Source organism: Pseudomonas sp. 05N434 (assembly GCF_056396965.1).
In genome coordinates, this window is sequence record NZ_JBFTMK010000430.1 from 1 (window position 1) to 5,189 (window position 5,189).

General features: G+C 62.8%; 3 protein-coding genes and 2 pseudogenes. 3 read left to right on the top strand and 2 right to left on the bottom strand.

Features of this window, described 5'->3' with window-relative positions; all coding sequences use genetic code 11:
• Window positions 1–732: DUF2059 domain-containing protein (locus tag AC1DLB_RS22525; RefSeq protein WP_477785674.1), on the top strand; the 732-nt coding region annotated here is incomplete at its 5' end.
• A 42-nt stretch (window positions 733–774) separates the two neighbouring features.
• Here AC1DLB_RS22525 and AC1DLB_RS22530 read toward each other — a convergent pair.
• A pseudogene (locus tag AC1DLB_RS22530) lies at window positions 775–1,519 on the bottom strand (alpha/beta hydrolase).
• Window positions 1,520–1,616: 97 nt separating this feature from the next.
• Between AC1DLB_RS22530 and AC1DLB_RS22535 the strand changes: the two are divergent.
• Window positions 1,617–2,195, top strand: a complete 579-nt coding sequence (locus tag AC1DLB_RS22535; protein ID WP_086944381.1) for a DUF6436 domain-containing protein — start codon at window positions 1,617–1,619, stop codon at window positions 2,193–2,195.
• A gap of 103 nt (window positions 2,196–2,298) precedes the next feature.
• Entirely contained in the window at window positions 2,299–4,701 is a 2,403-nt protein-coding gene (locus tag AC1DLB_RS22540; protein ID WP_477785675.1) for a penicillin acylase family protein, read from the top strand.
• A gap of 142 nt (window positions 4,702–4,843) precedes the next feature.
• Here AC1DLB_RS22540 and AC1DLB_RS22545 read toward each other — a convergent pair.
• Window positions 4,844–5,189 (bottom strand): annotated as a pseudogene (locus tag AC1DLB_RS22545) (putrescine ABC transporter permease PotI); the annotation flags it as partial.

Here is a 5,189-nt window from a genome sequence, read left to right on the forward strand (position 1 = left end):
CTGTTGATGTTCTGCGTTTTGCCCGCCTGGGCGGACGGCCACGACCAGTTGTACAAGGTCGCCGGTTGGCCAGAACAACGCGCGCATTTCAACGATGCTCTCTCGGCCGCTCAGCAGCGCTATCAGAACAGCTTGCCACCGGCAGTGTTCCAGGCCCTGGTCGACAACAGCAATCTGCGGTTCGCCCCCAAGGCCATGGACCAGCGCGCCGAAGCGCAACTGCGCAAGAAGCTCGCCGACCCGAAACCTGCGCTGACCTTCTTTCAATCGCCCCTGGGCAAGAAAATCGTCGCCGCCGAACTGCTGGCGACCCGTCGCGATCAATTGGCGAAAAACGCCAAGGGCTTGCCGAAGATGCAAGCCAGCGATACCCGTCAACTGATCATCGGCCACCTGGCCCAGGCCCTGCCCGCCCGCGAGGCCGGCGCTGAAGTCAGCCTGGCGATCGCAGGCGTCGCGGCCGACAGCCTGAGTTCGATGATCCCTGGCTTGCTCGGCAACGGTCAGGCTCAAGGCATGTTGAACGGTCAGCGCCAGCGCCTGATGGAGCAGATCGGCGCCGACCTGAACAACACGCTGCTGTATGTCTATCGCGACCTGTCGGATGACGAACTGGAAGAGTTTTCGACCTTTGCCGAGTCCTCTGAAGGCAAGGCTTATTACCAAGCGGCATTGGCGGCGATTCGGGCGGGGTTGGCAGTGGGGCAAAGTACGTCGAGCCTGACCCAGTAATTTTTGGCGTCCGTGAAATGGCCCGCGAAGACTATCGAAATGTCACCGCCGATCCCGACTCATGCGCTTGGTCAAAAACCCGAAATACTCCTGCCGCAGCCCCGGCGACTCATTCGCCAGATGATGCCGCGCCTCAGGCAGCATCAACACCTGGGGCCGATCGAACTTGCCTCGCAGCACTTCAAGGTTGTGCTCCCAATCCACGGTCATGTCCGCCTGCCCCTGCACGATCAGCGGCCGCCGCGGGCTGCCGCACCAAGGGCGACAGCAGAATCACTTGCCCCTGGGCCGGGCTGCTCGCACCTTGATTGAGTACATGGTCGATCACAATCGCCCCGCCGGTGCTTTGCCCGCACAAGTGCCAGGGCTGCGGAAGGCCCAACGACTGCGCCTCGGCCAGCAGGCCTTGCAGGGCGCTCTGGTACTCGGCGAAGTCCTTGATACTCGCCCGTTCGCCACTGGACAAGCCATGCCCCGGCAGGTCGCAGGCGATTACCGCAAACCCTTGGTCCAGCGCCCACTCAATCACATGCCGGTAGAGCCCGGTGTGATCGTAGAAGCCGTGAAATAGAAACAGCGTCGCCTTCGCCCGCTCGGGCCACCAGAGCTGGCTGACCACTTCATAACCATCGATCTCGAAACGCCCCAAGCCACGGCGCAGGGTCCGCTGTGGAAAATCCAGCCCGTAAAAACGCTGATAGGCCATGGCCTCCGTCGACAGCGGCCGCCACTCGGCCAACGGCCGCAGGCTGGCACGCAAATGATCGGGATCGAAAGTGGCAGACAYGGGCTATTCCAGAGCGCTAAACGGACTTTATCGGCCTGCGATATTCATCTGTCGCARCAAGCATGGCAAGCTAGCCGACCTTCGAGGATTGAAACCCATGCGCCCGGCCTATCGCACCACACTGCTTGCCAGCCTGCTCGCCCTTGTGTGTGCCAGTGTGCTGTGGGCCGCTTACGACTGGTTTCAGGGACGCTACCTGCGAGCCTTCAGTTCGCACACCGCCGTGTTCTCCGGCGACCCGTTGCGCCTGCCCGACGAACTCGCCGGCCCMGGCGCCATTCGCCTGGTGCACTTCTGGGACCCGGCCTGCCCATGCAATGTCGGCAACCAACAACACCTGACTGAACTGGTTGAGCAATATGTACCGCAGGGCGTCGAGTTCTATACGGTACAAAAGCCCGGCAGTCACGGCCAGTTGCCCGGCACCTTGAGCCGCCTGAAAACCCTCGCTGTCCTGCCTGGCTCCGAACAGATTCCCGCCAGTCCGGCAGTGGCGATATGGGACCGCGACGGCAAGCTGGCATATTTCGGCCCGTACAGCGAAGGCCTGACCTGCAATTCGAGCAACAGTTTTATCGAGCCTATCCTGCAAGCGCTGAACGCAGGCAGGGCGGTGAACGCCACCCATACGATGGCGGTGGGTTGCTACTGCCCGTGGCCCGCGGTGGCGAAGTAAGGCATTCCTGACTTTTCCAGGACCGCGATGCCCGGCACAGGAGGTCTGTGCTACACGTTTGCAGCCCACACGGGCGGCAATCCCGAAAGAACAAGGAGCCACCATGAAACGCGTCCTGACCGTACTTGCCTTGCTGATCGTCGCGCTCGCCGCCGGGGGCGGCTGGTATGTGTACAGCAAACAACCGACGCGCCAGGGCCAGGTGGCGTTGCAGCATCTGCAAGGCTCAGTGACCGTGCGCTACGACGAGCGCGGCGTGCCGCATATCCGCGCCGAAAACGAAACCGACCTCTACCGCGCCCTCGGCTACGTGCAGGCCCAGGACCGACTATTCCAGATGGAAGCCGTGCGGCGCCTGGCCCGTGGTGAGCTGGCCGAAGTCCTCGGCCCGAAACTGCTCGACACCGACAAACTGTTTCGCAGCCTGCGCATCCGCGAACGTGCTGACAGTTACGTGGCCGCGCTGGATCGTGAGTCGCCGGCGTGGAAGGCCCTGCAAGCCTATCTGGACGGCATCAATCAATATCAGGACAGCCACGCCGCGCCAGTAGAGTTCGACGTGCTGGGAATCCCCAAGCGCCCTTTCACCGCCGAAGACAGCATCAGCATCGCCGGCTACATGGCCTACAGCTTTGCCGCGGCGTTTCGCACCGAACCCTTGCTGACTTACGTGCGTGACCAACTGGGCGCCGATTACCTGAACATCTTCGACCTCGACTGGCAGCCCAAGGGCCTGCTGGCCAAAAGGCGCCCCAGCCCCGCGCCGGTCCTCGCCGCCAGTGACTGGAAAGACCTGAACGCCCTTGCCCGTCTGAGTGAGCAGGCTCTGGCCGACCACGGCCTGCCGCAATTCGAAGGCAGCAACGCCTGGGTGATTTCCGGCAACCGCAGCAAAAGCGGCAAGCCGCTGCTGGCCGGTGACCCGCACATACGCTTCTCGGTGCCGTCAGTGTGGTACGAGGCGCACCTGTCGGCGCCAGGCTTCGAGCTGTATGGCTACCATCAGGCGCTGGTGCCGTTTGCATTTCTCGGCCACAACCTGGACTTCGGCTGGAGCCTGACGATGTTCCAGAACGACGATCTGGACCTGATCGCCGAGAAGGTCAACCCGGACAACCCGAACCAGGTCTGGYATCGCGGCAAGTGGGTGGACATGGTCACCACCGAACAACAGATCGCAGTGAAAGGCCAGTCACCGGTCACATTGACGCTGCGCCAGTCGCCCCATGGCCCGATCGTCAACGATGCGCTTGGCACTGCCGCCGGCAAGACGCCGGTTGCCATGTGGTGGGCGTTCCTCGAAACCCCGAATCCGATCCTTGACGGCTTCTACCAGCTCAATCGCGCCGACACCCTGGCCAAGGCCCGCGCCGCGGCCGCCAAGGTTCAGGCTCCAGGGTTGAACATCGTCTACGCCAACGCCAAGGGCGACATCGGCTGGTGGGCCTCGGCGTTGCTGCCCAAGCGTCCGGCCGGGGTGAAGCCCGGTTTCATCCTCGACGGCAGCACCCCTCAGGCGGACAAGGAAGGTTTTTACCCGTTCAGTGCCAACCCGCAGGAAGAAAACCCGGCGCGGGGCTACATCGTCTCGGCCAACTTCCAACCGGTGTCGCCGACCGGCATGGAAATTCCCGGCTACTACAACCTCGCCGATCGCGGGCAGCAGCTCAATCGCCAGCTCAGCGACAAGAACGTGAAGTGGGACAACGCGGCCAACCAGAAGCTGCAACTGGGTACGACCACCGCCTACGGGCCGCGCTTGCTGGCGCCTTTGCTGCCGGTACTGCGTGAAGTGGTGAGCGACCCGGCCGAACTCAAACTGGTGGAGCAACTGGCGCAGTGGAGCGGCGATTACCCACTGGACTCCATCAGCGCCACCCTGTTCAACCAGTTTCTGTTCAACCTCGCCGACGCGACGATGCACGATGAACTGGGCAATGACTTCTTCGAAACGCTGCTCCCGACCCGGGTGATCGATGCCGCGCTGCCGCGCCTGGCGGCCTCCGCCGACTCGCCGTGGTGGGACAATCGCAACACCCCTGGCAAGGAAACCCGCGCCGATACGGTCAAGGTGGCCTGGCAAGCGAGCATGGCTCATCTCAAAGCCACCCTTGGCGCCGATTCCGCGCAATGGCAGTGGGGCAAGGCGCACACCCTGACCCACGGCCATCCGCTGGGGATGCAAAAGCCCCTGGACCAGATTTTCAACGTTGGCCCATTCGCGGCACCCGGCACCCACGAAGTACCGAACAACCTCTCGGCCAAGATCGGCTCGGCGCCGTGGCCCGTGACCTACGGCCCGTCGACCCGGCGGCTGATCGACTTCGCCGACCCGGCCCATAGCCTGACCATCAACCCGGTGGGCCAGAGCGGCGTGCCGTTCGACAGCCACTATGCCGACCAGGCCGAGGCGTATATCGAAGGGGTTTATTACCAGGCGAATTTCAATGAGGAAGAAGTGATGGCCAATACCCGCAGCACCTTGAAGCTGTTGCCGGCGCGGTAGATTTTTTCTGGCCGGGCTGACGCCTTCGCCACAAAATTCTGGGCCATAARGTCAAAAGATCGCAGCCTGCGGCAACTCTTACGGGATTCACATTCCACTGTAGGAGCTGCCGCAGGTTGCGATCTTTTGATCGGCAGCAGTTTTAAGCCGCTTCCGGTGCCTGCGCCCGACGTACGTCCGGTTGTTTCCAGGAGTCGGCAGCGGCTTCCTCGATGGCTTGCTGGATCGCACGTTTGCGGCTTTCTTCGGCGCGACGGCTGAAGAACCAGACCAGGAAGGTCACCAGCGACACCGCCAGCAGAATCAGGCTGGCCACGGCGTTGATCTCAGGCTTCACGCCCAGGCGCACCGCCGAGAACACTTCCATCGGCAGGGTCGTGGAGCCTGGCCCGGACACAAAGCTCGCCAACACCAGATCATCCAGCGACAAGGCAAACGACATCATGCCGCCGGCCGCCAGTGACGGCGCGATCATCGGAATGGTGATC